Genomic DNA, 23,366 nt, shown 5'->3' with positions numbered 1-23,366 from the left:
GCGTGCGCCTCAATGCCTTCGGGGGAGATCGTTCGCATGCAGTACGAATACCTGTTCTGGTCCATGGCCGCGATGGTGGCGGCGGCCCTGGCCGGCGGCTCGCTCTGCGGCCGCCTGCGCTCCGTCAAGCATGCGCTCGCGGGCGTCGCCGCGCTTGCGGCGGCGGTCTTCGTGGCGGTGTTCGTGCTGTCGCGCCGAGGCGGCTTCGGCGACCTGTCGGCGATGCTGTCGATCGCCGCCTTCATGTTCAGCCTGGTGATCGGCACCGCGGCGTCGCTGCTCACGCGGCGCATCCTGCGGCGCCGCTGAGCCGCCAGGCGCGTCATTCTTCCGCGTCGAAGTCCTCGTCTTCGTCGTCGTCTTCGTCCTGCTCCAGGGCGTCATAGCCCTTCCAGGTGATGCGCCAGCGCGTCGCCCCCGCGTTCGCGGCGGTTTCGCTCACCTGCTTGACCAGTCCGGCGTCCTCCAGCAGGTCCAGGTGGTGCGCGATCAATTGCAGGCCCTGTTCCTCGGGATGCGGCGCCAGGGCTGCGTTCTTGATGTCGTGCGTGCTCAGGTTGGGGCCCGGCGCGTCGCGCAGGGCGCCCAGGATCGTGACGACCAGATCGAAATCGCGTTGCATGATGTCCACCATGTAGGGAAAGGATAGGGCGACGATAGCAGAGTTCCATGGCGCCGACGCGACAGGCCGCGCGCCCGGGTTACAGTCCAGGGTTCTCGATAACCGACATATGCAGACACCATGAAGAAACCCGCAGAACGCGATTGCCTGGCGCTGGTCCCCGGCTACTCCGGCCAGGCCGCCAAGCTTTTTCTTTCGCGCGGCGCCGACGAACGCATCGACGGCGTGACCGTGTTCGACCTGCTGGGCCACGTCAAGCTGCAGGGCAGCGCCGAGGCGGCCGCGGCGTGGATCGGCGAATGGCTGGCCCACGAAGCCAGCAACCGCAAGGCAAGGCGCACCCAGTTGCTGGCCCAGATGTTCATCTGCAAGCTCGCGGACGACGAAAAAGATGCCTTCCTGGCCGCGCAGAAGCCGCTGGCCGGCGTGCTCGAGGCCGCCGGCGTGCGCAGGCGCAGCGTCGCGGCGACCTCGGGCGCGGCCCGCAAGTCGCTCGGACCGAATGTCAGGAAGCATTAGTCGAAGGCTGTTATAGTCGCGCCTGGGCGTGCGTGTGCACCTGCGCGGTGCGTGCCCAGGCGGGCCTTGCCCGCGAATCTAGGAAGATGGAACATGGAAATAGTAAGTCGGCAGATTGCCGACGTGGCGGGCGGCGTTGAACTGCACACCACGCTGGATGGCGAAAGCATAAGCGTCTACGTGGTCGTGGGCGTGACCGATCTGAATGCGATCGCAGACATCGTGCCGCGCGCAAAGGTCGAGGCCGGGGCGGATATACACGCCGCGAATGTCGACGATGTTGATAATGCGCAAGAACAAATCGACCAGGTCCTGGAAAATATGAATCCCGGCGACGTGGCGGTTTTCCTTTGCTCGGGTCCCGATGCTTTCGGCGCGGCGCTCGACCTGCTGGGTTTACCTATCGACGAGTAAGCCTGGCGGCAAACCAAAGTGCTAGCCCAAACGGCGTATGAAGGATCGTACGCGGGCAGGCGGCATTTATATAAGCCTTGATTGTTTTTTTATGATGTGTGGGTGTTAACACCTATGCAGGACTTCTTATTGCCTATGAAATCGTGTGAATTCAGTGCGCCGTTTCTCTTTGTTGCATTATTGGCACGCATTTTTTAGGATTATGTTGACTTGTGAGGGGAACCTAACGATAGTGTCGGCACACGATCACAAGCGTTGCGATTTTCGTTCAGTGCCGTGCCTTTTCCGGCTCAGCGTTATTGTTCTACTGTCCCCTCCTTGATTGATTCGTGACCTCCGGGCATTTGCCCATTATCTCTAGGAAATACAGTATGGAAACCGGCGTCGTTAAGTGGTTCAACTCGGAAAAAGGCTATGGCTTCATCACCCCGGAAGCGGGTGGTAAGGATCTGTTCGCTCACTTCTCCGAAATTCAGGGTTCGGGCTTCAAGTCCCTGGAAGAGAACCAGCGCGTCAGCTTTGTGACGGCCAATGGCCCCAAGGGCCCGCAAGCCACGAAGATCCAGGTCCTGTAAGGTCCTGAGTTTTCGAGAAAAAAGCCCCCTCGCGGGGCTTTTTTTGTTGCTGGGCCGCCCCAAGACAAAACGCCCCCTCGGGGGGGCAGCAAGCGCGCGTAGCGTGCGCAGCGTGGGGGCATTTTTTGTCGCCGGGCCGCCCCAAGACAAAAACGCCCCCTTGGGGGGCAGCAAGCGCGCGTAGCGTGCGCAGCGTGGGGGCATTTTTTGTCGCCGGGCCGCCCCAAGACAAAAACGCCCCCTTTGGGGGCAGCAAGCGCGCGTAGCGTGCGCAGCGTGGGGGCATTTTTTGTCGCCGGGCCGCCCCAAGACAAAACGCCCCCTCGGGGGGCAGCAAGCGCGCGTAGCGTGCGCGGCGTGGGGGCATTTCTGTTTTTTTGCCGTGGCGGATCCGAGGTATGGGGTAATCCCTATTCACGCGGTATTCTCTGGCTATTCCGGCGGCAGGCCGTTATGCCATCGCCGGCCACCTTCAGCAGGATTGCGCCGCCATGACCTCTCTTTTTCCTTCGTCGCTCGCCACGCAACCGCAGGACGTCGTCTCGTTCTGGCTCGATGCGGGGCCGCAGCAGTGGTTCACCAAGAACGCCGGGTTCGACGCCATGTTCCGCGAGCGCTTCGAAGGCGCGCATTTTGCGGCCGCGGCGCGCCGATTGGACGGCTGGCTGGACGATGCCGACGGCGCGCTGGCGCTGATGATCCTGCTGGACCAGTTCCCCCGCAATGCCTACCGGGACACGGCGCACATGTTCGCCACCGATCCCCTGGCGCAGTACTTCGCCGACCGCGCCATCGCGGCCGGGCACGACCTGGCCGTGGATCCGCGGCTGCGCCAGTTTTTCTATCTGCCTTTCGAGCATGCCGAGAACCTGGCCGCGCAGAACCGCGCCGTCGCCCTGATGGAGCCTCTGGACGCGGACTCGCTGCGCTGGGCGGTCCTGCATCGCGACATCATCAAGCGCTTCGGGCGCTTCCCCCACCGCAACGCCGCGCTGGGCCGGCAGACGAGCCAGGCCGAACAGGAATTCCTGGAAACCGGCGGGTTCGCCGGCTAGGAAGGGCGGACAGGGCATTGGGTATCCTTCTGTATCGGTGCTTGGCAACTTGAAAGAATTTGGCGCCGGCATGGCTGGGCGCCATCGTTTTCCGTAGTCCGCGTGCAATGGGACGGACGCATATTTGACGATTTTCGAGGTTCGCCAATACACTGGGTTCAGCGAGATTTTCAAGCGACGCGGTCTGCGTTTCTCTTGTCGCCGTCAGTGGTACTGCGGTTGCTTCCTCTCCCATCCTTGATGATCTGGCGCCCCGCGAGCAATCGCTTTTCATAGGTCAAGGACACTCCATGGCAACCGGCATCGTTAAGTGGTTCAACGCCGAAAAGGGTTATGGCTTCATCATGCCCGACGACGGCAGCAAGGATCTTTTCGCTCACTACTCCGAGATCCGCAGCGAAGGCTACAAGTCGCTGCAGGAAAACCAGCGCGTCACGTTCGACGTCGGCACCGGCCCGAAGGGGCCGAGCGCAAAGAACATCAAGGTCGCGGCCTGATCCGAGCCGGGCAGCGCTCCGGGCCAGCCCGGCGCCCTACCCATAAAAAAGCCCCCACATTTGCGTGTGGGGGCTTTTTTTGCGCGGCGTGGGAGCCTCTAATCTCTTCTTTTTCTAGTGTTTGGCGTGGCCGGCCGGGGTGGAGAGCTTGTCCACCAGCGCGATGCCCAGCGCCGAGACGATGAACAGGCCGTGGATGATGGTCTGCCACATGACGCCGGCCTCGGAGAAGCGGGCGTTGGGCGTGCCCAGCGTGCCGGCTTCGATGAAGGTGCGCAGCAGGTGGATCGACGAGATCCCGATGATGGCCATCGCCAGCTTGACCTTGAGCACGCTGGCGTTCACGTGGCTGAGCCACTCCGGCTGGTCGGGGTGGCCTTGCAGGCGCAGGCGGGACACGAAGGTCTCGTAGCCGCCCACGATCACCATGACCAGCAGGTTCGAGATCATGACCACGTCGATCAGGCCCAGCACCAGCAGCATGATCTCCATTTCCCCGAAGCTCGTGGCGTGCGTCAGCAGATGCCACAGCTCTTTCAGGAACAGCATGACGTAGACGCCTTGCGCGACGATCAGGCCCAGGTACAGGGGCAGTTGCAGCCAGCGGGAACTGAAGATCAGGCCGGGCAGCAGGCCAAGGCGGGGAGGGGTGTCAGGGATCATTGTGGGTGCGAGCCGTAGGGTATGTGCGAAAAAAAGGCGGGCGCAATTCTATCAATGCCATGTGGCCGCCGGCATCATTTTTTCGTGGCGGGAATCGTCGCCGTGGCGCGGCCGCTAGCACGATCGCGGGGGATTTGCCGGGGTTTTCTGTAAGGAAAACTGGCATTTGCGAAACTCTGTGCCGAAACGTTCAGAGCGCATTGGCCATATATAGAATTGCCGCCTCGTTGGCATGGAGCCAGTCAAGAGGAGTTTGTTCCCATGAAGATCCGCTACGCCGTTGCCGCGTTGGCCGTTGCGCTTGCCCCTTATTCCGCCTCGCATGCGTTGGACATCGGGGGATTGGTGGGCGCCGGCAGCAAGGTCGTCCAGGCCGCCACCTTGAGCGACGCCGAAATCAAGGCCCTGTCGGACAAGGCCTGCGCCCAGAGCGACTCGCAAGAGAAGATCGCCGCGCCCGGCAGCAAGTACGACGCCCGCCTGCAGAAGATCGCCAAGTCGCTGGGCGGCACGGTGAACGGCCAGAAGGCCAGCTACAAGGTCTACATCACGAAGGACGTCAATGCGTGGGCCATGGCCAACGGCTGCATCCGCGTCTATAGCGGCCTGATGGACATGATGACCGACGACGAAGTGATGGGCGTGGTCGGCCACGAAATCGGCCACGTGGCGCTGGGCCACAGCAAGAAGGCGATGCAGACCGCCTACACCGTTTCCGCCGCGCGCGACGCCGCCGGCGCGGCGGGCGGCTCGACCGTTGCCGCCCTGAGCGCCTCGCAGTTGGGCGACCTGACCGAGAAGTTCATCAATGCGCAGTTCTCGCAGTCGCAGGAAAGCGGGGCCGACGATTACTCGTTCGACCTGCTGCAATCCAAGAAGCTGAACACCCGCGGCCTGGTGACCGCGTTCCAGAAGCTGGCGGAACTGGACGGCGGCAAGAGCGATATGATGAGCTCGCACCCGTCTTCGGCCAAGCGCGCCCAGCACATCGAAGAGCGCATCGCCAAGGCCAAATAAGGCGCCGGCAGGCGTTTTTCCTCCCCGTGCGGGACGAAAAACGGGGCGCGAGTATCCGGACTTATCCGGGTGCTCGCGCCCCTTTGCGTCAGCGGTCCGGAAGTTTCCGGTAAAATGGCGCGTTTATCCGCCCGTTACCTCTTATCTCTCGGAATATAGGTCTTTTAATGCAGCCTGTGGTTGAAACCCTCTCCGGCCTGGAGCGCCGTGTTGATCTGGCCGTCTCGGTGGCCGACGTCGAAAAGGAAGTCCAGGCGCAATTGAAGCGCGTGGCCCGGACCGCCAAGGTCCCCGGCTTCCGTCCGGGCAAGGCGCCGCTCGCCATGCTCGAGCGCAGCCATGGTCCCAGCATCCGCTACGACGTGATCAATAGCCAAGTCGGCCGTGCCTTCGAGCAGGCCGTGGACGGCGCCAAACTGCGCGTCGCCGGCGCCCCGAACCTCGAACCCAAGACCGAAGGCGTCACCGACGACACGCTGGCGTTCACCGCCACGTTCGAGGTGTACCCCGAAGTCGCCGTGCCCGACCTGTCGGCCCTGGCCGTCACCCGCTTCGAGACGGCCGTCACCGACGCCGAAGTCGAAAAGACCCTGGACGTCCTGCGCAAACAGCGCGCCACGTTCGAAGCCCGCGAAGGCCGCGCTTCGGCCGACGGCGACCGCGTCACGCTGGACTTCGCCGGCACCATCGACGGCGTGCCCTTCGAAGGCGGCAAGGCGGAAGACTTCCCGTTCGTGCTCGGCCAAGGCCGCATGCTGCCGGAATTCGAAGAAGCCGCCCGCGGCCTGAAGGCCGGCGAGACCAAGGTCTTCCCGCTCAAGTTCCCCGATGACTACCAAGGCAAGGAAGTGGCCGGCAAGACCGCCGAATTCACGATCACCGTGAAGGAAGTGGCCGAAGGCGTGCTGCCCGAGCTGAACAGCGAATTCGCCCAGTCGCTCGGCCAGCCCGAAGGCGACGTCGAAAAGCTGAAGGCCGACATCCGCAGCAACATCGAACGCGAAGTCAAGGTGCGCTCGCAAGGCCGCACCAAGTCCAGCGTGATGGACGCCCTGGTCGAAGCCGGCAAGTTCGACGTGCCGAAGGCCCTGGTCGACAACGACGTGCAAGGCCGCGTGGCCGCCGCCCGCGAAGAACTGAAGCAGCGCGGCATCCCGAACGCCGAATCCGTGCCGATCCCGGCCGAAGCCTTCGCGACCGAATCGGAACGCCGCGTCCGCCTGGGCCTGCTGGTGTCGGAACTGGTCAAGCAAGCCCAACTGCAAGCCAAGCCCGAGCAGGTGCGCGCGCGCATCGAAGAGTTCGCCCAGAACTACGAACAACCCGCCCAGGTTGTCAGCTATTACCTGGCCGACCGCCAGCGTCGTGCTGAAATCGAGGCGATCGTGCTGGAAGACAATGTCGTCGCGCACGTGCTGGACAAGGCCAAGGTCACCGACGAGACGGTGCCTTTCGATCAGTTGATGGGGATGGCGTAACACTATGCAGAGATTCACCGATTTCTATGCGGCAATGAATGGCGGGTCGTCGGTGACCCCCACCGGCCTGGGCTACATTCCCATGGTGATCGAGCAGTCGGGGCGCGGCGAACGCGCCTACGACATCTATTCGCGTTTGCTCCGCGAGCGGCTCATTTTCCTGGTGGGTCCGGTCAACGATGCCACGGCCAACCTGGTCGTCGCGCAGTTGCTGTTCCTGGAATCGGAGAATCCTGACAAGGACATTTCCCTGTACATCAACTCGCCCGGCGGGTCGGTCTACGCGGGAATGGCCATCTTTGACACCATGCAGTTCGTCAAGCCGGACGTATCCACCCTGTGCACCGGCCTGGCGGCCAGCATGGGGGCGTTCCTGCTGGCGGCGGGCAAGAAGGGCAAGCGTTTCACGCTGCCCAACTCGCGCATCATGATCCACCAGCCTTCCGGCGGCGCCCAGGGGCAGGCCTCGGACATCCAGATCCAGGCCCGCGAAATCCTGGACCTGCGCGAACGCCTGAACCGCATCCTGGCCACGAACACCGGCCAGACGATGGAGCGCATCGGCATAGACACGGAGCGTGACAACTTCATGTCGGCCGAAGATGCGGTATCGTATGGACTGGTGGACAAGGTGATGACCTCCCGCTCGGAAGGCTGACTTCCCCCGGTTGACCCGAACCCGCTGCCACCATGTTTGAGTAAGCGCATGCGCTAGGCTTTTTTCCAGCCTGGCGCATCTTTACCTGAGATACGAAACAAATATGCCTGAAAAAAAGGGATCGGCAGACGCAAAAGTGCTGCATTGCTCGTTTTGCAATAAAAGCCAGCATGAAGTCCGCAAGCTGATCGCGGGTCCGTCGGTATTCATCTGCGATGAATGCATAGATCTGTGCAACGACATCATCCGCGAGGAGGCGCAAGCCACCGCGCGCGCGGCGATTCGTTCCGAACTGCCCACTCCGGCCGAAATCAAGACCTTCCTCGACCAGTACGTCATTGGGCAGAACTCGCCCAAGCGCATGCTGGCGGTGGCGGTCTACAACCATTACAAGCGCATCCGCCACGGCGAGATCAAGGGCGACGAAGTCGAGCTGTCCAAGAGCAACATCATGCTGATCGGCCCCACCGGGTCGGGCAAGACGCTCCTGGCCCAGACGCTGGCGCGCATGCTGAACGTGCCGTTCGTCATGGCCGACGCCACCACGCTGACCGAAGCCGGCTACGTGGGCGAAGACGTCGAAAACATCATCCAGAAGTTGCTGCAGAACTGCAACTACGAAGTGGAAAAGGCGCAGCGCGCCATTATCTACATCGATGAAATCGACAAGATCTCCCGCAAGTCCGACAACCCGTCCATCACCCGCGACGTGTCGGGCGAGGGCGTGCAGCAGGCGCTGCTGAAGCTGATCGAAGGCACGGTGGCCTCGGTGCCGCCGCAGGGCGGGCGCAAGCACCCCAACCAGGACTTCGTCCAGGTGGACACGACCAACATCCTGTTCATCGTCGGCGGCGCCTTCGACGGGCTGGAAAAAGTCATCCGCGACCGTACCGAGAAATCGGGCATCGGCTTCTCGGCCTCGGTGCGCGCCAAGTCCGAGCGCGGCGTGGGCGAGCTGTTCTCCGAAGTCGAACCCGAAGACCTGATCAAGTTCGGCCTGATTCCGGAACTGGTCGGCCGCCTGCCGGTGGTCGCCACGCTGGACGAACTCGACGAGGCGGCCCTGGTGCAGATCCTGACCGAGCCCAAGAACGCCTTGCTCAAGCAGTTCCAGAAGCTGTTCGCCATGGAAGGCGCCGAACTCGACGTGCGGCCCGCCGCCCTGAAGGCGATCGCCCGCAAGGCGCTCAAGCGCAAGACGGGCGCCCGCGGCCTGCGTTCCATCATCGAGCAGGCCTTGCTCGACACCATGTACGACCTGCCTTCCCAGGGCAACGTCAAGCGCGTGGTGCTGGACGAAAACGCCATCGAAGGCGAGGGCAAGCCATTGCTCATCTACGCCGACGAAGCCGCCGCTTCGGACAAGCCGGAGCGCGGGGAAGTCCGCGACGCGGCAGCCTGATATTTCAAAAAAGCCCGTTCCCGTAACGGGTTTTTTTGCCTGGGGGCCATTCCCGAGTGGAAACACGCTTTTCTCGCGGGCGCGACACTCGCATACTGTGAGTGTCCCCCCGGGGGATTTTTTCAGCCTTTGGGTTATCCAGGCGCCGAGATCTTGAATTTTCGGCTATTGTTCCCATAACAGACGTAACCGACGTGGCTGGTCCGGGTATACCCGGGCCACCTGTCCCCGATACGCCGAGTCATACCGAGGAACCTCCTATGTCTGCCAGCCAGACCCTGCCTTCCGACCCGATCGACCTGCCCCTGCTCCCGCTGCGCGACGTCGTGGTGTTTCCGCACATGGTCATCCCGCTGTTCGTCGGCCGTCCGCGCTCCATCCGCGCGCTCGAGGTTGCGATGGAAGCGGGCAAGAGCATCATGCTGGTGGCCCAGAAATCCGCCGGCAAGGATGACCCCACGCCCGAAGACGTCTACGAGATCGGCTGCGTCGCCGGCATCCTGCAGATGCTCAAGCTGCCCGACGGCACCGTCAAGGTGCTGGTCGAGGGCACCCAGCGCGCCCGCATCAACAGCATCGAAGACGCCGATTCGCACTTCACCTGCCAGGTGACGCCGATCGAACCGGACGCCATGCAAGGCTCCGAGACCGAGGCCCTGCGCCGCGCGATCGTCGCCCAGTTCGAACAGTACGTAAAACTGAACAAGAAGATCCCTCCGGAGATCCTGACCTCGCTGGCCGGCATCGACGATGCCGGGCGCCTGGCCGATACGATCGCCGCGCATCTTCCCTTGAAGCTCGAGCAGAAGCAGAAGATGCTCGAGATCGTCGGCACCTCCGAACGCCTCGAAGGCTTGCTCACGCAACTCGAAACCGAAATCGACATCCTCCAGGTCGAGAAGCGGATTCGCGGCCGCGTGAAGAAGCAGATGGAAAAGAGCCAGCGCGACTACTACCTGAATGAGCAGGTCAAGGCCATTCAGAAGGAACTCGGCGAAGGCGAAGAGGGCGCGGACATCGAAGAGCTCGAAAAGAAGATCATCGCCGCCCACATGCCCAAAGAGGCGCGCAAGAAGGCCGATGCCGAGCTCAAGAAGCTCAAGCTCATGTCGCCCATGTCGGCCGAAGCCACCGTGGTGCGCAACTACATCGATACGCTCATCAATCTTCCCTGGAAGAAGAAGAGCAAGATCAACAATTCCATCAGCAACGCGGAAACGGTGCTGGACAACGACCACTATGGCCTGGAAAAGGTCAAGGAACGGATCCTGGAATATCTTGCCGTGCAGCAGCGCGTGGACAAGGTGAAGGCGCCGATCCTCTGCCTGGTCGGCCCTCCCGGCGTGGGCAAGACCTCGCTGGGGCAGTCCATCGCCAAGGCCACGAACCGCAAGTTCGTGCGCATGGCGCTGGGCGGCGTGCGCGACGAAGCCGAGATCCGCGGCCATCGCCGCACCTACATCGGCTCCATGCCCGGCAAGATCGTCCAGAACATGTCGAAGGTCGGCGTGCGCAATCCCCTGTTCCTGCTCGATGAAATCGACAAGCTGGGCATGGATTTCCGCGGCGATCCCTCGTCGGCCCTGCTCGAGGTGCTGGACCCGGAACAGAACCACACGTTCCAGGACCACTACATCGAAGTCGACTTCGACCTGTCCGACGTCATGTTCGTGGCCACCAGCAACACGCTGAACATTCCGCCGGCCCTGCTGGACCGGATGGAAGTGATCCGCCTGTCCGGCTATACCGAGGAAGAGAAGATCCACATCGCCCGCGACCATCTGCTGCCCAAGCTGATGAAGAACAACGGCGTGAAGGATAGCGAGCTGACCGTCGACGACAGCGCCCTGCGCGACATCGTGCGCTACTACACCCGCGAAGCCGGCGTGCGCGCGCTCGAACGCGAAGTGGGCAAGATCTGCCGCAAGGTCATCAAGCAGTTGCTGACCCAGGGCGACCGCGCCAAGGCCGAAGGCAAGACCCTCGAGGTCAAGCCGGTCAACGTGACGGGCGACAACCTGAGCGACTACCTGGGCGTGCGCCGCTACACCTTCGGCATGGCCGAAAAGGAAAACCAGATCGGCCAGGTGACCGGCCTTGCGTGGACGGAAGTCGGCGGCGACCTGCTGACGATCGAAGTCGCGGACATGCCCGGCAAGGGCGTCATCCAACGCACCGGCTCGCTGGGCGACGTGATGAAGGAATCGGTCGAAGCGGCCCGCACGGTGGTGCGCTCGCGCGCCCGCCGCCTGGGCTTTGCCGACAGCGTCTTCGAGAAGCACGACATGCACGTGCACGTGCCGGAAGGCGCGACGCCCAAGGACGGTCCGTCCGCGGGTATCGCGATCACCACGGCCATGGTGTCGGCCCTGTCGCGCATCCCGGTGCGCGCCGACGTCGCCATGACCGGCGAGATCACGCTGCGCGGCGAAGTGCTGCCCATCGGCGGCCTGAAGGAAAAGCTGCTGGCGGCCCATCGCGGCGGCATCAAGACGGTCTTGATCCCGGAAGAAAACGTCAAGGACCTGGCGGAGATTCCGGACAACGTCAAGAACCATCTCGAGATCGTGCCGGTGCGCTGGATCGACAAGGTGCTGGAACTGGCCCTGGAACGCCTGCCCGAGCCCCTGGCCGAGGAAGAAGCGGTCAAGGAACCCCTGGTGGCCAAGCCGGCCGAGCCGGGCTCGACCGATCCGGTGCTCAAGCATTGACCTGACCTTCCGGGCGTCTCCGCAAGGAGCGCCCGGGAGCCATGACCCAAAAAGAAACCCGCCTCGGCGGGTTTCATTTTGCCTGCGCCGGGAAGGGCGGGAGAGGCCCTTAGTGCAGCGCGTGCGTGCGGATCAGGCCCACGGCTATGCCTTCCAGGGCGAAATCCTGGTCGGCGCCCACCACGATGGGCTGGAAGTCCGGGTTTTCGGGCAGGAGTTCGATGTGGCCGTTCTGGCGCTGCAGGCGCTTGACGGTGACGTCATCGCCCAGCCGGGCCACCACGATCTGGCCATTGCGGGCCTCGGAGGCTTTTTTCACGGCGAGCAGGTCGCCTTCCAGGATGCCCGCGTCGCGCATGCTCATGCCGCGCACCTTCAGCAGGTAGTCGGGCGCCTGGGCGAACAGGTTGGGGTCCACGCCGACCTCGCGTTCGACGTGTTCCGCGGCCAATATGGGGCTGCCGGCGGCCACGCGGCCCACCAGCGGCAGCAGCAGTTGCGCCAGGGAGGGCAGGGGCAGCGAGGCTTGCGTGGGCGCCGTGGAGGCGTCTTTCAGGCGGATGCCGCGGGAGGCGCCGGCCGTGAGTTCGATGGCGCCCTTGCGGGCCAGGGCCTTGAGGTGATCTTCCGCCGCGTTGGGGGAACGGAAACCCAGGGCCTGCGCGATTTCGGCGCGCGTCGGCGGAAAGCCGGTGCGCGCGACGGTCTGCCTGATCAGATCCAGGATTTGTTGTTGGCGATCGGTGAGTTTGCTGGCCATGGCGATGATCCGGTGCTAGCGGACTGTACATATATACAGCGCCATTCTGGGGGACGCAGCGCAAAAAAGCAAGTTGCTCCCCGAACTGACCGGCCGGTCGCCTCAAAGCGGCAACCGGCCGGTCAGGATGCCCCGGATCGAGCGCGCCGGGCCAAATCAGACCTTGCCCGGGCGGACCTCGACCAGGCGCCGCGCGTTATTCCGGCTTGATGCCGGCCGTCTCGATGACGCCGCGCCACTTCCGGGTCTCGGATTCGATGTAGTCCTGCAATTCCTCCGGACGCGTGGCCTTGATCGTGATGGCCTTGTCTTCGAGTTTGCGGACGATGTCGGGCATGGCCAGCGTTTTCAGCAAGGCGGAACTCAGCACCGACAGCCGGTCGGCCGGAATGCCGGCCGGGCCCATGACGCTGACCCAGGCGTCCACGCTCATGTTCTTCACGCCCAGCTCCTCGGCGGTGGGCACATCGGGCAGTTCCTTGATGCGCGTCGTGCTGGTGATGGCCAGCGCCCGCACTTTGCCCGATTGCACCAGGCTCAGGGCGGCGGGCAGATTGTCGAACCCGAGGTCGACGTGGCTGCCCATCAGCGCGGTCAACGCCGGGCCGCTGCCCGAAAAGGGAATGTGCTGCATGTTCGAGCCGGTCAGGATCTTGAAGTATTCGCCGGTCATGTGCGGCGACGTGCCGGCCCCGGGGCTGGAGTAGGACAGTTGCCGCTGCTTCGCGTCGGCGATCAGCGCGCCCAGGTCCCGGTATTTCGAATCGGCATTGACCAGCACCAGATTGGTGTAGAAGCCGACCTCGCCGATCATGGTGAAACCCTTGATCGGGTCGAAATTCAGTTCCTTGCGCAGCAACGGGTTGATCACGTTGGTGGCTACGGTGCCCAGGAAGATGGTGTAGCCGTCCGGCTTGGCGTGCGCGACCGTCGAGGCGCCGATGGTGCCGCCCGCGCCCGCCTTGTTCTCGACGACGACGGACTGGCCCAATTCGCGCGACAGGCCCTCGGCCAACACGCGCGCGACGATATCGGTCGAGCCGCCCGGCGGAAACCCGACTACGAAGCGGATGGGCTGGTCCGGAAAGGCCGCGGCGGCGGAGCCGCCCAGCGTGATGGCCAGCGCGCCGGCCGTGGCGGCAATCCAGGTCTTGAATGTCATGATCGATGTTCCTCCTGCTGGCTCGCGTCGCGCAAGTCGTCGATGATTCGCCGCTTGTCGAGTTTGCCTAGTGTGTTTTTTGGAAAAGACTGCACGATGTGGATGATTTTGGGTGTCCGCACGGACCCCAACTGCTGCTTGCCGTAATCAATCAGCGCCTGGGCGCCGACCGAGTCCGGCCGAACTGGAACGACCGCCATTTCGACGCGTTCGCCCCAGTAGTCGTCGGCGACGCCGAACACCACGCATTCGGCGATGTCCGGGTGTCGCGCATAGGCGTTCTCGACGTCGGAGGGATAGACATTGAAGCCGCCGCTAATGATGACGTCCTTGGAGCGGCCTTTGATGAACAGGAACCCGCGCTCGTCGATGTAGCCGATGTCTCCGGTGTGGAACCAGCCGTCTTTCAGGACGGCCGCGGTCTGCTCGGGCATGTTCAGGTAGCCCGACATCAGCAGGTCGCCGCTGGCGATGATTTCGCCCAAGGTGTTCGGGCTGGCGGTGGCGCGGCCGTCTTCGCCGACGACCGCGACCCGCGTCAGGGGGCCGACTCGGCCCGCGCTGCCATGGTTTTCCGGTCGGGAGCCGGTGGCGCCGTCCATCCCCGCGATGATGACCGGCGCTTCCGTCAGGCCATAGGTAACGCCCAGCACGGGGCCGAACGCCGCGATTGCCTGCGACAGCAGCGGGGCCGGGCAGGGCGCGCCGCCATACAGCAGGTTGCGCAGCGTCGGCAGGTGGCGCGGCGCGTCGCGCTGTGCCTGCACCAGCCGCTGGAGCAGGGTGGGAGGCACCCAGGTGGACGTCACCCCGCAGGTGTCCATCAAGGCATGCAGTTGCTCGGCCGTGGCACGGCCGGCGATCACCAGGCAGCCGCCGGCATGCAATACCGGCAGCACGAACGTGCCCGCGCCATGCGTCATCGGCGGCGCCAGCAGGAAGCGTTCCTCGCTGTCGAAGCCATACGCCATGGCCAGCGACGCCACCATGGTGTTGATACAGCGCAGCGACTGCAATACGGCTTTGGGCACGCCCGACGATCCACCCGTGAACTTGATGGCGGCCGTCTCGCCCGGATCCGGATTGGAGCGCGATGGCGACTGGCCCGCGTGTTCACGCACCAGCGCGTCGGTATGGAGCTCGCGGCGCTCGTCGTTGCAGATGCGCGGGCCGTGGTAGGAAGCCAGCAGCGCCTCGTAGGCCGCGTCGTGCAACACGATATCGGGCGCGGCCGTCGCCAGTTGGCGGGCGATGTCCTGTTCGACGACGGTCGGCGTCAGCGGCACCAGCACGCCGCCGCAGGCATAGGTGGCCAATATGCCCAGCAGCATTGCGTGCGAATTGCCGGCCAGCGTGGCGATCACCGGACGAGGCTTGCCCGACAGGCGTTGCAGCGCCGCGGCCAGCGCCAGCGCCTGGCCGCGCAGCGCTTCGTACGTATGGGTGCGGCCGGTGGCCGCATCGATCGCCGCGATGCGATCCGGGTACCGCATGGCGGCATGCAGGAAAAAATCGATAGGCTGCATGCTAGAGCCTGTTGCTGAGCACCGTGACCACGGCCGCCGCATCTTCGTAATGCAGGAACCCGCCGCCGTTTTCGGCCACCGCGGTGCGGGCGCCCCGGACCTGGCGCGCGCCGGCTTCATGGCGCAGTTGCGTAACGAGCTCGTGGATCTGCACCAGGCCCGTCGCGGCGATCGGATGCCCCTTGGACACCAGGCCGCCCGATACGTTGACGGGGGTGATGCCGCCCAGGCTGGTCGCGCCGCTTTCGGTGTAGGGGCCGCCCTGGCCGCGGGCGCAAAGGCCCAGGTTTTCGATCTGCAGCAGTTCCGCGAAGCTGGACGCGTCATGCACTTCGGCCACGTCGATATCCCGCGGCGTGATCTCGGCCATGGCATAGGCGCGCTTCGCGGCCAGGTGCACGCAGTGCCGGTCCATGTCGGCGATGTCGCGGATCACGGTGCTGGCCGCGCCGATGCCCGCGACCCTGACGGCCCGTTGCCTGCGCGCGTCGGACAAGGCGCGGCCGCTGGACAGCACGACGGCCGAAGCGCCGTCGGAAATGGGCGCGCACATGGCGCGCGTCAGCGGCCAGGCGATCTCGGGAGTGGCAAGCACGTCGTCGATGGACATGTCGTTCTGGTACTGGGCCAGCGGGTTCATGGTCGAGTGCGCGTGGTTCTTGGCCGCCGCGCTGGCGATCTGCCGCTGCGTGGTGCCGTAAGTGCGCATGTGCTGGCGCGCCATGGCCGCATAGATGTCCATGAAGAAGCTCTGCGTATTCCAGGCGCCGGGAGAGTTCAGCCGCTCGCGGATGGCGGGGTCGGTCTCTTGCTGGCAGAAGAAATCCCATGTCTGGCGCAGCAGATGGATGTCGGTGCCGCCGAAGAACGCATTCATCATTTCGGTCTTCTTGTCGGGGTAGAACATCTTCTCCGCGCCGACCACCAGCACCGTGTCGAACATGCCCGATTCGATCGCCATGCAGGCGTTGAACAGCCCGGAACTGCTGCTGGCGCAGGCATTTTCGATATTGAAGACGGGGATGCCGCTCACCCCCATCGCGTTCAGCGCGCACTGGCCGCGGATCGAATTCTGCTTTTCCATCTGGCCCTGGCGCACGTTGGAGAACCATGCGGCTTGCATGTCATCCAGGCCATGGCCGCTGTCGGCCAGGGCAGTATTGACGGCTTGTTCGGTCAGTTGCTTGACCGAAAGATCCGGGTGGCGGCCCAGCGGAGTATGGGCGATGCCGGTGATATAGACGTTCATGGTAGGTGTAGGCGGCTGGTCGATGAGTGGCTCTATTCTGCGTGGCCGACCGATCCGGATTAACCCCTGCTTACCCGTGAAAAAGAGGATAAAGTTCCGGCATATGAAACTTTTCTGCCCGGTATGGGCCTGGACGTTATGACGGAATCCTCCAGCATCCAGAAGGCGCTGCGAGTGCTCAAGACTGTGCAGCGCCATCACGAAGAAGGCCTGCGGCTCACGGATGTATGCCGAGAGCAGGGCCTGGAAAAACCGACGGCGCTGCGGCTGTTGCGCGAACTGCTGGCGCAGGGGCTGGTGGCCCGCGATGCGCGCAGCAAGAAGTACTACCTGGGCGACTATTGCCGGAAACTGGGGGAGTCGCTGGCTGCGCAGTCGTCGTTGTCCGTGCGCTATGGGCCCTTGCTGCGCCGTATTTCCGACCGCACCGAAGACGCCAGTTTCCTGGTGATCCTGCAAGACCTGGATACCCTCTGCATTGGCCGGGAAGTGGGCGCCTATCCCATCCAGGCGTTGGCCATCCCGGTCGGCAACCGCCAGCCCATCGGCGTGGGCGCGGGCGGCCTGGCCATGCTGGCGAGTTTCGACGACGACGTCACGGAGCATTACCTCAAGGTCAACAGGGCCCGCTTCCTCAAGTACAAGTCGCTCACGCTGGAGCAACTGCGCATGCGCATCGCCCGCGCGCGCAAGCGCGGCTACGCCGTGATAGGCAGCCACGCGGTCAGCAAGGTGACCGGCGTGGGCGTGACGCTGATGAATAAAGAAGGCGACGTGCTGGGTGGCATCAGTGTCGCGGCACTGGACAATCGCATGACGCAAAAGCGCCAGGAGGCCGTGGCCCAGATAATCCGCGAAGAGATGAACCGGTTCCTGGACAAGTAGAGCCGCCGCGGGCGTGCACAAATGAAAACGGGACCCGAAGGCCCCGTTCGCGGAAGCAGGCCCGTGGGCCCGCGCGGCTGCTGGCTTACAGCACGGCCGCGATGCCCGCGGCCACCTTGTCGATGTTGCCGCTGTTCAGCGCGGCGACGCAGATGCGGCCGCTGGAGACGGCGTAGACGCCGTGCTCTTCGCGCAGGCGGTCCACTTGCGCGGCGGTCAGGCCCGAGTACGAGAACATGCCGCGCTGGCGCAGCACGAAGCTGAAGTCCTGCTTGCCGCCGTGTTCCTGGATCTTCTCGACCAGTTGCTTGCGCATCAGGCGGATGCGGTCGCGCATGCCGGCCAGTTCCTCTTCCCACATGGCGAAGAGTTCGGGCGAGTTCAGGACCGTCGACACCACCGTGCCGCCGTGGGTGGGCGGGTTGGAATAGTTGGTGCGGATCACGCGCTTGAGCTGGCTCAGCACGCGGGTGGCTTCATCCTTGCTGCCGGCCACGACGGTCAGCGCGCCGACGCGCTCGCCATACAGGGAGAACGACTTCGAGAACGAGGAGCTGATGAACATGGTCAGGTCCAGGTCGGCGAACAGGCGCACGACCGCGGCGTCTTCCGTCAGGCCGTCGCCGAAACCCTGGTAGGCGATGTCCAGGAACGGGACCAGGTTGTTTTCCTTGACGACGGCGGCGATCTGCTTCCACTGGTCCATGGTGGGGTCCACGCCCGTGGGGTTGTGGCAGCACGCGTGCAGCACGACCACGGTCTTGGCCGGGGCGGCTTTCAGGTCCGCCAGCATGGCGTCGAAGTCCAGGCCGCGGGTGGCGGCGTCGTAGTACGCGTAGGTGCCGACCTCGAAGCCGGCGCGTTCGAACAGCGCGCGGTGGTTCTCCCAGCTCGGGTTGCTGATCAGGACCTTGGAGGTGGGGAGCAACTGGCGCAGGAAGTCGGCGCCGATCTTCAGCGCGCCCGTGCCGCCCAGGGCCTGGGTGGTCAGTACGCGGCCGGCGGCGGCCAGCGCGGAGTCCTTGCCCAGCAGCAGGGCTTGCGCGCCCGCGTTGTAGCCGGCGATGCCCTCGATCGGCAGGTAGCCGCGGGCGGCGGCGGCTTCGATGCGGGCGGTTTCCGCCTTGCGGACGGCGCCCAGCAGCGGAATGCGGCCCTGATCGTCGTAGTACACGCCCACGCCCAGATTGACTTTACCGGGACGCGTATCGGCGTTGTATTGTTCGTTCAGGCCAAGAATAGGGTCGCGCGGCGCGAGTTCGACGGAATCGAAAAGGGTGCTCATGGGAGTCTGATGAGGTGGGTGGACGCAGTACGGAGTGCTGTGGATAATGGGGGGTTTACCCTGGAACAGTCTAGCATGTCTAAAAGCGCAATAGACCCGATTGCGGAAAACCCCGCGCCCGGGGGCGAGGGCGCGCCAGCCATTGCGGCGGGCCCCGGATTTGTCGACTTCCCGGGAAGTCCGTTTCACCTGTACCAGCCCTATCCGCCGGCGGGGGACCAGCCCGCCGCCATCGAGGGCTTGATCCAGGGGATGCAGGACGGCCTGATGTTCCAGACGCTCCTGGGCGTCACGGGCTCGGGCAAGACCTACACCATGGCCAACGTGATCGCCCGGCTGGGGCGGCCCGCGCTGGTGCTGGCCCCCAATAAGACGCTGGCCGCGCAGCTCTACGCCGAGATGCGCGAGTTCTTCCCGAAGAACGCGGTCGAGTACTTCGTCTCGTACTACGACTATTACCAGCCCGAGGCCTACGTGCCGACGCGCGACCTGTTCATCGAGAAGGACTCGTCCATCAACGAGCACATCGAGCAGATGCGCCTGTCGGCCACCAAGAGCCTGCTGGAGCGCCGCGACACCATCATCGTGGGCACGGTGTCGTGCATCTACGGTATCGGCAATCCGGGCGATTATCACGCGATGGTGCTGATCCTGCGCGCCGGGGACCAGATCTCGCGCCGCGAGATCCTGGCGCGCCTGGTCGCCATGCAGTACACCCGCAACGACGCCGACTTCACGCGCGGGACCTTCCGCGTGCGCGGCGAGACGATCGACATCTTCCCGGCCGAAAGCCCGGAACTGGCGCTGCGCCTGGCGCTGTTCGACGACGAGATCGAAAGCCTGGAGCTGTTCGATCCCCTGACCGGCCGCATCCGCCAGAAGCTGCCGCGCTTCACGGTCTACCCGGGTTCCCATTACGTGACGCCGCGCGACACCGTGCTGCGCGCCATCGAGACCATCAAGGAAGAACTGCGCGAACGCGTCAAGCGCTTCACGGACGACGGCCACCTGGTCGAGGCCCAGCGGCTCGAGCAGCGCACCCGCTTCGACCTGGAAATGCTGCAGGAGCTGGGCTTCTGCAAGGGCATCGAAAACTACTCCCGCCACCTGTCGGGCGCGGCCGCGGGCGAACCGCCGCCCACCCTGATCGACTACCTGCCGGCCGATGCGCTGATGTTCATCGACGAAAGCCACGTCACCATCGGCCAACTGGGCGGCATGTACCGCGGCGACCGCTCGCGCAAGGAAACGCTGGTGCAGTACGGCTTCCGGCTGCCGTCGGCGCTGGACAACCGGCCGCTGCGCCTCGAGGAATTCGAGGCCCGCATGCGCCAGTGCGTGTTCGTGTCGGCCACGCCGGCCGCCTACGAGAAAGAGCACGCCGACAACGTCGTCGAGCAGGTCGTCCGGCCCACCGGCCTGGTGGACCCGCTGGTCGAAGTGCTGCCGGCCCGCACGCAGGTGGACGATCTGCTGGGGCAGATCAAGGCGCGCGTCACGCAGGGCGAGCGCGTGCTGGTCACCACGCTGACCAAGCGCATGGCCGAGGACCTGACGGACTTCCTGAGCGAGCACGGCGTGCGGGTGCGCTACCTGCACTCCGACATCGACACCGTCGAACGCGTGGAGATCATCCGGGACCTGCGCCTGGGCACGTTCGACGTGCTGGTGGGGATCAACCTGCTGCGAGAAGGCCTGGACATCCCCGAAGTGTCCCTGGTCGCGATCCTGGACGCCGACAAGGAAGGCTTCCTGCGGTCGGAGCGCAGCCTGATCCAGACCATCGGGCGCGCGGCGCGCAACCTGAACGGCCACGCCATCCTCTATGCGGACCGCATCACCGATTCGATGCAGCGCGCCATGGAGGAAACCAGCCGCCGCCGCAGCAAGCAACTGCAATTCAACGTCGACCACGGCATTACGGCGCGGGGCGTGCAGAAGGCCGTGCGCGAACTGATCGACGGGATTGTGGCGCCCGCCCAGCACGATGCGCTGGAGGCGGCGGTGCCGGCCGAATTCCTGAAGGACGAAAAGGCCCTGGCGCGCGAGATCAAGCGCCTGGAAAAGCTGATGATGGACCACGCCCGCAACCTGGAATTCGAACAGGCCGCGGCCGCGCGCGATGCCCTGACGGCGCTGAAACAGCGGGTGCTGCTGGACGGCGCCGTCTAGGGGCGGGGCCGTATCTTGTTGTGTCTTTTTGCTGACACATGGCTGAATTTCCCGGCAATCTGCTGCGCTGCAATCGCGGTGTCGCAATCCGGGCGATTCTCCAAAAGCGAAGTTCCGGCATTGCCTTCGAATTATCACGCAAGTCATTGAATTATATTGAAAATTCATGGGGACGCATTCGCGCAACACCAATTGCGCGGGCGCAAAAAAAGCTTGCCTTATCTCGGGTTTTCCCGCACACTTGCTTCCATGATGACCAAGGTACTTTTCGTTTGCATGGGCAATATCTGTCGCTCGCCGAGCGCAGAGGGCGTGTTTCGCCATTTGGTGAACGACGCGGGTTTGGGCGATGTGGTTCGCATCGACTCCGCGGGCACGCACGCGTTTCACATCGGCGAGGCGCCTGATGCCCGGGCGCAGGCCGCAGCGCGCAAGCGCGGCTACGAGATCACGCACTGCGAAGCGCGTCAGGTCACCGCGGAGGATTTCCGCGATTTCGACCTGATCCTCGCCATGGACTGGGACAATCTGTCCGCCATGCAGCAGCAGTGCCCCAAGGCCTACCAGCACAAGCTGATGCTGCTGATGCGCTTCGCCAACGAGTTCGAAGAGGCCACCGTGCCGGATCCGTACTACGGCGGCGCCGACGGTTTCGGCAAGGTGCTCGACTACCTCGAGGACGCCTGTCAGGGGGTTCTCGAACTGGTGCGCAAGCGCGCCACCCAGTACCAGGCGGCCTGATCCGCTGTTGCGGGGGAGCCGCCCGTGTGCGGTTCTGGAAGGTGCCTGGCAGTCAAAAACCGCGCAAATGCGCGGTTTTTTCTAGCCGGGTGCCATACCAAATTAGTCGGGAATAGGCTATACTTGAGCCAATTACTCGGGTATTGGTCGCTGGATTCGCTGGCGGCCATTGCCGAATCACAGGGAACCTACCATGCGGCTAACTACCAAAGGGCGTTTCGCCGTGACTGCCATGATCGACCTGGCTATGCGGCAGCATAGCGGCCCGGTCACTCTTGCGGCCATCAGCCAGCGTCAGAATATTTCGTTGTCCTACCTGGAACAGCTCTTCGGGAAACTGCGCCGCCACGAACTCGTGGACAGCGTGCGCGGCCCCGGCGGCGGCTATTCGCTTGCCAGGCTGGCGCGCAACGTGACCGTCGCCGACATCATCTTCGCCGTCGACGAGCCCCTGGATGCCACCAGTTGCGGCGGAAAGCGGGACTGTACGAGCGGCAACGACGGCAAGCCCGGCAAGTGCATGACGCACGAGCTCTGGGCGACGTTGAATCGCAAGATGGTCGATTACCTGGATTCGGTGTCCCTGCAAGATCTGGTCGATCAGCAGCGCGTGCGCCAATTGCAGGAAGCCAACAATCAAGCGCAGGCCTGCGCGGTGCGCGTGAACAGGGTGGGAGGCGCCAATGCCGCCAACGCCCCGACCGCGACCGTCGCTGCCAATGCCACCGTATAAGAAGTATCAGGAGTTGTAGAAATGACCACCCGCCCGATCTACCTGGACTATTCCGCCACGACGCCCGTCGACCCCCGCGTCGTGGAAAAGATGGTGCCCTGGCTGTACGAGAACTTCGGCAACCCGGCCTCCCGCAGCCATGCGTTCGGCTGGGAGTCGGAAGAGGCCGTCGAGCGCGCCCGCGAGGAAGTCGCCAAGCTGGTGAACGCCGACCCGCGCGAAATCGTCTGGACTTCCGGCGCCACGGAATCCGACAACTTGGCCATCAAGGGTGCCGCCAACTTCTACGCGGAACGCGGCAAGCACATCATCACCGTCAAGACCGAGCACAAGGCCGTGCTGGACACCTGTCGCGAGCTGGAGCGCCAGGGGTTCGAAGTGACCTACCTGGACGTGAAGGACAACGGCCTGATCGACCTGGACACCTTCAAGGCCGCGCTGCGCCCCGACACCGTGCTGGTGTCCGTGATGATGGTGAACAACGAAATCGGCGTGATCCAGGACGTGGAAACGCTGGGCGAAATCTGCCGCGAGAAGGGCATCATCTTCCACGTGGACGCCGCGCAGGCGACCGGCAAGGTGGAAATCGACCTGCAAAAGCTCAAGGTCGACCTGATGTCGTTCTCCGCCCACAAGACTTACGGCCCCAAGGGCATCGGCGCCCTGTACGTGCGCCGCAAGCCGCGCATCCGCATCGAAGCCCAGATGCACGGCGGCGGCCACGAGCGCGGTTTCCGCTCGGGCACGCTGGCCACCCACCAGATCGTCGGCATGGGCGAAGCGTTCCGCCTGGCCCGCGAGGAAATGGGCACCGAGAACGAACGCATCCGCATGCTGCGCGACCGCCTCTGGAACGGCCTGTCGCAGATCGAAGAGGTCTACCTGAACGGCGACATGGACCAGCGCGTGCCGCACAACCTGAATGTCAGCTTCAACTACGTCGAGGGCGAGTCCCTGATCATGGCGATCAAGGAACTGGCCGTGTCCAGCGGCTCGGCCTGCACCTCGGCCAGCCTGGAGCCCTCCTATGTGCTGCGCGCGCTGGGCCGCAACGATGAACTGGCGCACAGCTCGATCCGTTTCACGCTGGGCCGCTTTACGACCGAACAGGAAGTCGATTTCGCGGTGGAACTCATCAAGAGCCGCGTCGGCAAGCTGCGCGATATGTCGCCGCTGTGGGAAATGGCCAAGGAAGGCATCGACTTGAACAGCGTGCAGTGGGCCGCGCACTGAGCGCCCGCG

Annotated in this window: 23 protein-coding genes; 16 read left to right on the top strand and 7 right to left on the bottom strand. The window is 64.1% G+C overall.

Translation table 11 applies throughout. From position 1 onward, the window contains the following. Positions 1–36: 36 nt before the first annotated feature. Positions 37–309, top strand: coding sequence for a hypothetical protein (locus tag WHX56_RS23155; protein WP_338879120.1), 273 nt, complete (start codon positions 37–39; stop codon positions 307–309). A 13-nt stretch (positions 310–322) separates the two neighbouring features. Here the strand turns inward: WHX56_RS23155 and WHX56_RS23150 are convergent, their stop codons facing one another. Continuing rightward, positions 323–622: a DUF2513 domain-containing protein gene (locus WHX56_RS23150; RefSeq protein WP_129239482.1), complete on the bottom strand. Its 300-nt coding sequence runs from the start codon at positions 620–622 to the stop codon at positions 323–325. 120 nt (positions 623–742) lie between these two features. Here WHX56_RS23150 and WHX56_RS23145 point away from each other — a divergent pair, with 120 nt between their 5' ends. The 5 genes from WHX56_RS23145 to WHX56_RS23125 all read left to right on the top strand — a co-directional run bounded on the left by WHX56_RS23145 (position 743) and on the right by WHX56_RS23125 (position 3,682). Beyond that, positions 743–1,141, top strand: a complete 399-nt coding sequence (locus tag WHX56_RS23145) for a hypothetical protein (RefSeq protein ID WP_129239483.1) — start codon at positions 743–745, stop codon at positions 1,139–1,141. Positions 1,142–1,234: 93 nt separating this feature from the next. Then, positions 1,235–1,555, top strand: coding sequence for a hypothetical protein (locus tag WHX56_RS23140; protein ID WP_129239484.1), 321 nt, complete (start codon positions 1,235–1,237; stop codon positions 1,553–1,555). Between the two features lie 371 nt (positions 1,556–1,926). Then, positions 1,927–2,130: a cold-shock protein gene (locus WHX56_RS23135; RefSeq protein ID WP_006220190.1), complete on the top strand. Its 204-nt coding sequence runs from the start codon at positions 1,927–1,929 to the stop codon at positions 2,128–2,130. A gap of 491 nt (positions 2,131–2,621) precedes the next feature. Further along, positions 2,622–3,185 carry a DUF924 family protein gene (locus WHX56_RS23130; RefSeq protein WP_338879119.1) on the top strand — a complete coding sequence of 188 codons (564 nt, stop codon included), beginning with the start codon at positions 2,622–2,624 and terminating at the stop codon, positions 3,183–3,185. A gap of 290 nt (positions 3,186–3,475) precedes the next feature. Next, on the top strand, positions 3,476–3,682 hold the full coding sequence (locus WHX56_RS23125) for a cold-shock protein (RefSeq protein ID WP_042794090.1): 207 nt from the start codon (positions 3,476–3,478) through the stop codon (positions 3,680–3,682). Positions 3,683–3,796: 114 nt separating this feature from the next. On the opposite strand, the gene WHX56_RS23120 is transcribed toward WHX56_RS23125, so the two are convergent. After that, positions 3,797–4,345 (bottom strand): TIGR00645 family protein, encoded by a 549-nt coding sequence (locus tag WHX56_RS23120; RefSeq protein WP_287754738.1) that lies wholly within the window; start codon positions 4,343–4,345, stop codon positions 3,797–3,799. 261 nt (positions 4,346–4,606) lie between these two features. Here WHX56_RS23120 and WHX56_RS23115 point away from each other — a divergent pair, with 261 nt between their 5' ends. The 5 genes from WHX56_RS23115 to lon all read left to right on the top strand — a co-directional run bounded on the left by WHX56_RS23115 (position 4,607) and on the right by lon (position 11,611). Beyond that, a complete protein-coding gene (locus WHX56_RS23115) occupies positions 4,607–5,362 on the top strand; it encodes a M48 family metalloprotease (RefSeq protein WP_129239487.1) in 756 nt (251 codons plus the stop codon). A 167-nt stretch (positions 5,363–5,529) separates the two neighbouring features. Further along, the gene (gene tig, locus WHX56_RS23110; RefSeq protein WP_287754736.1) at positions 5,530–6,840 is read left to right on the top strand and encodes a trigger factor; all 1,311 of its coding nucleotides are present in this window, start codon (positions 5,530–5,532) and stop codon (positions 6,838–6,840) included. A 4-nt stretch (positions 6,841–6,844) separates the two neighbouring features. Then, positions 6,845–7,498, top strand: a complete 654-nt coding sequence (gene clpP, locus WHX56_RS23105; RefSeq protein ID WP_129239489.1) for an ATP-dependent Clp endopeptidase proteolytic subunit ClpP — start codon at positions 6,845–6,847, stop codon at positions 7,496–7,498. Positions 7,499–7,601: 103 nt separating this feature from the next. Further along, the gene (clpX, locus tag WHX56_RS23100) at positions 7,602–8,900 is read left to right on the top strand and encodes an ATP-dependent Clp protease ATP-binding subunit ClpX (protein WP_129239490.1); all 1,299 of its coding nucleotides are present in this window, start codon (positions 7,602–7,604) and stop codon (positions 8,898–8,900) included. A gap of 260 nt (positions 8,901–9,160) precedes the next feature. Beyond that, complete coding sequence (gene lon, locus WHX56_RS23095; protein WP_129239491.1) at positions 9,161–11,611, top strand: endopeptidase La; 2,451 nt, start codon at positions 9,161–9,163, stop codon at positions 11,609–11,611. A gap of 109 nt (positions 11,612–11,720) precedes the next feature. Here the strand turns inward: lon and lexA are convergent, their stop codons facing one another. The 4 genes from lexA to WHX56_RS23075 form a co-directional block, all read right to left on the bottom strand. Further along, positions 11,721–12,371 (bottom strand): transcriptional repressor LexA, encoded by a 651-nt coding sequence (gene lexA / locus WHX56_RS23090; RefSeq protein WP_129239492.1) that lies wholly within the window; start codon positions 12,369–12,371, stop codon positions 11,721–11,723. A gap of 196 nt (positions 12,372–12,567) precedes the next feature. Beyond that, positions 12,568–13,533 carry a Bug family tripartite tricarboxylate transporter substrate binding protein gene (locus WHX56_RS23085; protein ID WP_129239493.1) on the bottom strand — a complete coding sequence of 322 codons (966 nt, stop codon included), beginning with the start codon at positions 13,531–13,533 and terminating at the stop codon, positions 12,568–12,570. After that, positions 13,530–15,059, bottom strand: a complete 1,530-nt coding sequence (locus WHX56_RS23080; protein ID WP_338879118.1) for a class I adenylate-forming enzyme family protein — start codon at positions 15,057–15,059, stop codon at positions 13,530–13,532. Before WHX56_RS23080 ends, WHX56_RS23085 begins: the two co-directional genes overlap by 4 nt. Position 15,060: 1 nt before the next feature. Then, complete coding sequence (locus WHX56_RS23075) at positions 15,061–16,308, bottom strand: thiolase family protein (RefSeq protein WP_338879117.1); 1,248 nt, start codon at positions 16,306–16,308, stop codon at positions 15,061–15,063. Positions 16,309–16,431: 123 nt separating this feature from the next. Here WHX56_RS23075 and WHX56_RS23070 point away from each other — a divergent pair, with 123 nt between their 5' ends. Beyond that, entirely contained in the window at positions 16,432–17,193 is a 762-nt protein-coding gene (locus WHX56_RS23070; protein ID WP_338879116.1) for an IclR family transcriptional regulator, read from the top strand. An 85-nt stretch (positions 17,194–17,278) separates the two neighbouring features. Here WHX56_RS23070 and WHX56_RS23065 read toward each other — a convergent pair whose 3' ends face one another. Next, the gene (locus WHX56_RS23065; RefSeq protein ID WP_129239497.1) at positions 17,279–18,478 is read right to left on the bottom strand and encodes an amino acid aminotransferase; all 1,200 of its coding nucleotides are present in this window, start codon (positions 18,476–18,478) and stop codon (positions 17,279–17,281) included. 9 nt (positions 18,479–18,487) lie between these two features. Between WHX56_RS23065 and uvrB the strand changes: the two genes are divergently transcribed. From uvrB to WHX56_RS23045, 4 genes are all read left to right on the top strand, one after another. Then, complete coding sequence (uvrB, locus tag WHX56_RS23060) at positions 18,488–20,650, top strand: excinuclease ABC subunit UvrB (RefSeq protein ID WP_422393616.1); 2,163 nt, start codon at positions 18,488–18,490, stop codon at positions 20,648–20,650. Positions 20,651–20,899: 249 nt separating this feature from the next. Further along, positions 20,900–21,391: a low molecular weight protein-tyrosine-phosphatase gene (locus tag WHX56_RS23055; protein WP_006386176.1), complete on the top strand. Its 492-nt coding sequence runs from the start codon at positions 20,900–20,902 to the stop codon at positions 21,389–21,391. Between the two features lie 193 nt (positions 21,392–21,584). Then, on the top strand, positions 21,585–22,124 hold the full coding sequence (gene iscR, locus WHX56_RS23050) for a Fe-S cluster assembly transcriptional regulator IscR (RefSeq protein WP_062682794.1): 540 nt from the start codon (positions 21,585–21,587) through the stop codon (positions 22,122–22,124). A 21-nt stretch (positions 22,125–22,145) separates the two neighbouring features. After that, positions 22,146–23,357: an IscS subfamily cysteine desulfurase gene (locus WHX56_RS23045; protein ID WP_129239498.1), complete on the top strand. Its 1,212-nt coding sequence runs from the start codon at positions 22,146–22,148 to the stop codon at positions 23,355–23,357. Positions 23,358–23,366: the final 9 nt, after the last annotated feature.

Origin of the sequence: Achromobacter veterisilvae, from assembly GCF_037619525.1 — a bacterium.
In the GTDB taxonomy this organism is placed as follows: domain Bacteria; phylum Pseudomonadota; class Gammaproteobacteria; order Burkholderiales; family Burkholderiaceae_B; genus Achromobacter; species Achromobacter veterisilvae.
The sequence above is the reverse complement of the archived record's forward strand: the minus strand, read 5'-3'. Positions and strand labels throughout refer to the sequence as shown.

What these genes read in the sequence shown, in the direction of transcription:
- WHX56_RS23155 (WP_338879120.1), top strand. Translation starts at nt 37, where the DNA reads ATGCAGTACGAATACCTGTTCTGGTCCATGGCCGCGATGGTGGCGGCG.
- WHX56_RS23150 (WP_129239482.1), bottom strand. Translation starts at nt 622, where the DNA reads ATGCAACGCGATTTCGATCTGGTCGTCACGATCCTGGGCGCCCTGCGC.
- WHX56_RS23145 (WP_129239483.1), top strand. Translation starts at nt 743, where the DNA reads ATGAAGAAACCCGCAGAACGCGATTGCCTGGCGCTGGTCCCCGGCTAC.
- WHX56_RS23140 (WP_129239484.1), top strand. Translation starts at nt 1,235, where the DNA reads ATGGAAATAGTAAGTCGGCAGATTGCCGACGTGGCGGGCGGCGTTGAA.
- WHX56_RS23135 (WP_006220190.1), top strand. Translation starts at nt 1,927, where the DNA reads ATGGAAACCGGCGTCGTTAAGTGGTTCAACTCGGAAAAAGGCTATGGC.
- WHX56_RS23130 (WP_338879119.1), top strand. Translation starts at nt 2,622, where the DNA reads ATGACCTCTCTTTTTCCTTCGTCGCTCGCCACGCAACCGCAGGACGTC.
- WHX56_RS23125 (WP_042794090.1), top strand. Translation starts at nt 3,476, where the DNA reads ATGGCAACCGGCATCGTTAAGTGGTTCAACGCCGAAAAGGGTTATGGC.
- WHX56_RS23120 (WP_287754738.1), bottom strand. Translation starts at nt 4,345, where the DNA reads ATGATCCCTGACACCCCTCCCCGCCTTGGCCTGCTGCCCGGCCTGATC.
- WHX56_RS23115 (WP_129239487.1), top strand. Translation starts at nt 4,607, where the DNA reads ATGAAGATCCGCTACGCCGTTGCCGCGTTGGCCGTTGCGCTTGCCCCT.
- tig (WP_287754736.1), top strand. Translation starts at nt 5,530, where the DNA reads ATGCAGCCTGTGGTTGAAACCCTCTCCGGCCTGGAGCGCCGTGTTGAT.
- clpP (WP_129239489.1), top strand. Translation starts at nt 6,845, where the DNA reads ATGCAGAGATTCACCGATTTCTATGCGGCAATGAATGGCGGGTCGTCG.
- clpX (WP_129239490.1), top strand. Translation starts at nt 7,602, where the DNA reads ATGCCTGAAAAAAAGGGATCGGCAGACGCAAAAGTGCTGCATTGCTCG.
- lon (WP_129239491.1), top strand. Translation starts at nt 9,161, where the DNA reads ATGTCTGCCAGCCAGACCCTGCCTTCCGACCCGATCGACCTGCCCCTG.
- lexA (WP_129239492.1), bottom strand. Translation starts at nt 12,371, where the DNA reads ATGGCCAGCAAACTCACCGATCGCCAACAACAAATCCTGGATCTGATC.
- WHX56_RS23085 (WP_129239493.1), bottom strand. Translation starts at nt 13,533, where the DNA reads ATGACATTCAAGACCTGGATTGCCGCCACGGCCGGCGCGCTGGCCATC.
- WHX56_RS23080 (WP_338879118.1), bottom strand. Translation starts at nt 15,059, where the DNA reads ATGCAGCCTATCGATTTTTTCCTGCATGCCGCCATGCGGTACCCGGAT.
- WHX56_RS23075 (WP_338879117.1), bottom strand. Translation starts at nt 16,308, where the DNA reads ATGAACGTCTATATCACCGGCATCGCCCATACTCCGCTGGGCCGCCAC.
- WHX56_RS23070 (WP_338879116.1), top strand. Translation starts at nt 16,432, where the DNA reads ATGGGCCTGGACGTTATGACGGAATCCTCCAGCATCCAGAAGGCGCTG.
- WHX56_RS23065 (WP_129239497.1), bottom strand. Translation starts at nt 18,478, where the DNA reads ATGAGCACCCTTTTCGATTCCGTCGAACTCGCGCCGCGCGACCCTATT.
- uvrB (WP_422393616.1), top strand. Translation starts at nt 18,488, where the DNA reads ATGAGGTGGGTGGACGCAGTACGGAGTGCTGTGGATAATGGGGGGTTT.
- WHX56_RS23055 (WP_006386176.1), top strand. Translation starts at nt 20,900, where the DNA reads ATGATGACCAAGGTACTTTTCGTTTGCATGGGCAATATCTGTCGCTCG.
- iscR (WP_062682794.1), top strand. Translation starts at nt 21,585, where the DNA reads ATGCGGCTAACTACCAAAGGGCGTTTCGCCGTGACTGCCATGATCGAC.
- WHX56_RS23045 (WP_129239498.1), top strand. Translation starts at nt 22,146, where the DNA reads ATGACCACCCGCCCGATCTACCTGGACTATTCCGCCACGACGCCCGTC.